This window comes from Acinetobacter sp. HR7, assembly GCF_000773685.1.
Lineage (GTDB): Bacteria > Pseudomonadota > Gammaproteobacteria > Pseudomonadales > Moraxellaceae > Acinetobacter > Acinetobacter thermotolerans.
Genome location: NZ_JPQO01000140.1, coordinates 1 through 4,042, shown reverse-complemented (window position 1 = coordinate 4,042; position 4,042 = coordinate 1). Strand labels below are relative to the sequence as shown.

At 42.5% G+C, this 4,042-nt stretch carries 4 protein-coding genes; all 4 read left to right on the top strand.

The window, feature by feature from the left end; genetic code table 11:
* Positions 1–350: 350 nt before the first annotated feature.
* The 4 genes from tkt to GW12_RS06335 all read left to right on the top strand — a co-directional run bounded on the left by tkt (position 351) and on the right by GW12_RS06335 (position 3,997).
* Positions 351–2,339, top strand: a complete 1,989-nt coding sequence (tkt, locus tag GW12_RS06350) for a transketolase (protein WP_034585060.1) — start codon at positions 351–353, stop codon at positions 2,337–2,339.
* Positions 2,340–2,469: 130 nt separating this feature from the next.
* Positions 2,470–2,685: a hypothetical protein gene (locus GW12_RS06345; RefSeq protein ID WP_034585063.1), complete on the top strand. Its 216-nt coding sequence runs from the start codon at positions 2,470–2,472 to the stop codon at positions 2,683–2,685.
* A gap of 199 nt (positions 2,686–2,884) precedes the next feature.
* Positions 2,885–3,280: an N-acetyltransferase gene (locus GW12_RS06340; RefSeq protein WP_227504137.1), complete on the top strand. Its 396-nt coding sequence runs from the start codon at positions 2,885–2,887 to the stop codon at positions 3,278–3,280.
* Positions 3,281–3,406: 126 nt separating this feature from the next.
* On the top strand, positions 3,407–3,997 hold the full coding sequence (locus GW12_RS06335) for a YceI family protein (protein WP_034585054.1): 591 nt from the start codon (positions 3,407–3,409) through the stop codon (positions 3,995–3,997).
* The last annotated feature ends 45 nt before the right edge of the window (positions 3,998–4,042 follow it).

Below are 4,042 nucleotides of genomic sequence, written 5' to 3'. Positions count from 1 at the left end.
TTAACTTTCGCAAGAGATCTAGTCTTTTAAACGGCTTTGTTGCATAAAGATTTCATAACTATATGATTTTAAAAGTTTTGATTATTTTTTAATCCAAAATTAAATTTATTTAAATCAGATGCTTACATATTTATGCAACAAAGCCCTTTTAAACTAATAAAAGGGCAATGATCAGTTGTTTGGAAAGCTTACACTGTAGATTAAATGTACGATAAAGAATCCAAACCACAATAAAGTGATAAATATTGTAGGCTGCACTTTACCCCTCGTCGTTTTTTTAAGACAATATGCAGCAGTTTTGAAAGTCTTTTTCATCAATTTCTATTTCTGAATTATTTGGACTCTGATTTATGACAACCCCGCTTAATGAACGTCGTATTGCAAACGCAATTCGTGTATTGGCAATGGATGCTGTGCAAAAAGCAAACTCAGGACATCCAGGTGCTCCGATGGGGATGGCAGACATCGCTGATGTGGTTTGGCGTGAATTTTTAAGCCACAACCCAACTAACCCAAATTGGGCAAACCGCGACCGCTTTGTATTGTCTAACGGTCACGGCTCAATGCTGCAATATGCACTTCTTCATTTAACGGGCTATGATCTTTCAATCGAAGATTTGAAATCATTCCGTCAATTACATTCTAAAACGCCTGGTCACCCAGAATTGGGTTATGCACCAGGTGTGGAAACAACCACTGGTCCATTAGGCCAAGGGATCGCAAACGCGGTTGGTTTTGCATTGGCTGAAAAAACTTTAGCTGCTCAATTCAACAAAGGCGACATTAAAGTTGTAGATCACTACACTTACTGCTTCCTGGGTGATGGCTGTCTGATGGAAGGTGTTTCTCATGAAGCATGTTCATTGGCAGGTACTTTAGGTCTGGGTAAACTGGTGGTTTACTATGATGACAACGGTATTTCGATTGATGGTGAAGTAGAAGGATGGTTCTCTGACGATACAGAACATCGCTTCAAAGCATACGGCTGGCAAGTGATCAAAGTTGATGGTCACGATAGCGATGCCATCCGTCAGGCAACTGTAGAAGCGAAAGCTGAAACTGCGAAACCAACCCTGATTATTTGTAAAACCATTATCGGTTTAGGTTCTCCAAACAAACAAGGTAAAGAGGACTGCCACGGTGCTCCATTGGGTAATGACGAAATCGTATTAACTCGTGAAGCACTGGGCTGGACTGAAGGTCCATTCGAAATTCCTGCTGACGTTTATGCAGCTTGGGATGCGAAAGAAAAAGGTAAAGCAGCTGAAGCGGCTTGGAACGAAACTTTTGCCGCTTATGCAGCGAAATACCCAACTGAAGCAGCTGAACTGAAACGCCGTCTGTCTGGTGAACTTCCAGCGGATTTCGTGGCTAAAGCAGATGCTTATATTGCTGAAGTGAATGCCAAAGCTGAAACTGTCGCAACCCGTAAAGCAAGCCAGGCTGCGATTCAGGCATTTGCGCCTGAACTACCAGAAATCCTGGGTGGTTCTGCTGACCTTGCAGGTTCTAACCTGACTTTATGGAAAGGTGCAAAAGGCGTAGAATCTGATCCTGCAGGTAACTACGTACACTATGGCGTACGTGAGTTCGGTATGACCGCGATCGCGAATGGTGTTGCACTGCATGGCGGTTTCATTCCTTACGTGGCAACATTCCTGATGTTTATGGAATATGCACGTAATGCAGTACGTATGTCTGCGCTGATGAAACAACGTGTCATCCACGTATACACTCACGACTCAATCGGTCTGGGTGAAGATGGTCCAACACACCAACCAGTAGAACAAATCGCATCTTTACGTGGTACACCAAACCTGAATACATGGCGTCCATGTGACACTGTTGAAGCTGCAGTGTCTTGGAAAGCTGCGCTGCTGCGTAGCGAAGGCCCAACTGCGTTGATCTTCTCTCGTCAAAACCTGCCTTTCCAAACCCGTACTCAAGCACAAATTGAGAACATTGCCAAAGGTGGTTATGTACTGGCTGAAGAAAAAGGCGAACTGAAAGCGATCATCATCGCCACTGGTTCTGAAGTTGAACTGGCAATGGCAGCTCACGCCCAGCTTGAAGGTGTACGTGTGGTTTCTATGCCATGTGCTGAAGAATTCGTGAAACAGGATGCTGCTTACCGTGAAGCAGTTCTTCCATCAAATATCCGTGCACGTGTTGCTGTTGAAGCTGCACATGTCGATTACTGGTGGAAATTTGTCGGTCTGGACGGTCGTGTGATCGGTATGACCACTTATGGTGAATCAGCTCCTGCTAAAGATTTGTTTAAATACTTCGGTATTACAACTGAGGCAGTTGTTGCAGCAGTGAAAGAAATTACTGCTTAATCTCTCGATTAAACAGCTTTTCGAGGACGCCCCAGTTTTGGGGCGTCTTTTGTTTTGTCTTTTCAGCTTTTCCATGCATCAACAGCTGAAAAGTTCTCCCCATGGTTGATTGCAAAAAAGTGAGATGAACATGAGTTTATATGAGCAAATTAACGATGAAATTACTTTAATGGATGCAGGTGAACAGAAGTGGATCGGGCAGGACCTGCCACTGGAAGCCATGATGGCAGTAGAGCTGTTACTGCAAGAAATGGCGGAAGAAAAGATCATCAAGATCCGTCGTAAGAATCATGAAAAACATTCTGGTTTAAAACAGGTTGACCGTATTCTGGTAGAAAAGCTCTAAGCTGAAAACTCAAATAGCCCCGAACGGGGCTTTTTTGTTTTTGTAAAATGTCTCATTTATAAAATTTGGAAATATAAGAACTTACTTTTGCCTTAAAAATAGCCTAAGCTAATTTAATCACTTTTAATAAAGCATCTATAACAATGACAGAAGAACAAATTCAGGTTGTTCCTTTGGAAAGATTAGTCAGCAGAAATGGTTGCCACTCTGGCAAGATTATCAAACTTTTTATCAAACCAAACTCTCGGATGACGTAAATCAGAATACCTGGCAAAAGCTGACTAATCCTGAACTTCAGCATATTTATGGCTTTGCTGCCATCCTCGATCAGCAAGTGGTGGGCATTGTACATGTGATTGAACATGACAGTTGCTGGACGTTGACACCGTATGCCTATTTACAGGATTTATATACCCATGATGATTTTCGTGGGCGAGGCGTAGCTAGAGCTTTGATTGAGCAGGTATATAAACATGCAAAACAGCGTGGCTGTGACCGGGTTTATTGGCTAACACATGAAACCAATACGACAGCCCAGCAATTGTATAATCGGGAGGCAAAGAAAACCGGATTTATTCAATACAAGATGGCCTGAAATGAGCAAAGTCATTCTGCTTACAATTTTACCGTTCCATGCATGCAACAAAACGTTCTATCTTTAACGATGCAAATAATTCCAATTCAGCTAGATTAGAACCTATTCAAAACAGAGGGTTATGACATGAAATTAACAACTTTGGCTGTGGGCCTGACTTTGGCCACTGTAGCAACATTCTCCATGGCAAAACCGGTGGCTTATAACATTGATCCAGGCCATACTGCGACGGTATTTAGCTGGAGTCACTTTGGCTTTTCTACGCCTTATGCCAACTTTAGCAATATTCAGGGCACCATTAATGTAGATAATGAAAAACCTGCCAATTCATCTGTGAATGTCACAATTCCGGTATCCAGCATCAATACCAACGTGAAAGCACTGGATGAACATATTCAAAGTGCTGAATTTTTTGATGTAGCCAAATATCCAAACATCACCTTTAAAAGTACCAAAGTTCAAGCTTTAGGTAAAAATAAATATAAAATCACCGGTGACTTAACCGTGAAAGGTGTGACCAAGCCAGTAGTGCTGGACGCAGTGTTAAATAAACAGGGCGTACACCCAATGACCAAGCTGCAAACGGTTGGTTTTAATGCAACAACTTCATTTGACCGTTCAGCATTTGGGGTAGGGGCGTATGTACCGAATGTGGGCGATAAGATTACCGTGAATATCACCACTGAAGCTTCAGTGCCGGCTCCGAAAAAAGACTAAGCCAACAATAAAAGCACCCAACTGGGCATTGCTGTCCCACAATTT

Coding starts and splice junctions, on each gene's coding strand:
- GW12_RS06345 (WP_034585063.1), top strand. CDS start 2,470: ATGAGTTTATATGAGCAAATTAACGATGAAATTACTTTAATGGATGCA.
- GW12_RS06335 (WP_034585054.1), top strand. CDS start 3,407: ATGAAATTAACAACTTTGGCTGTGGGCCTGACTTTGGCCACTGTAGCA.
- tkt (WP_034585060.1), top strand. CDS start 351: ATGACAACCCCGCTTAATGAACGTCGTATTGCAAACGCAATTCGTGTA.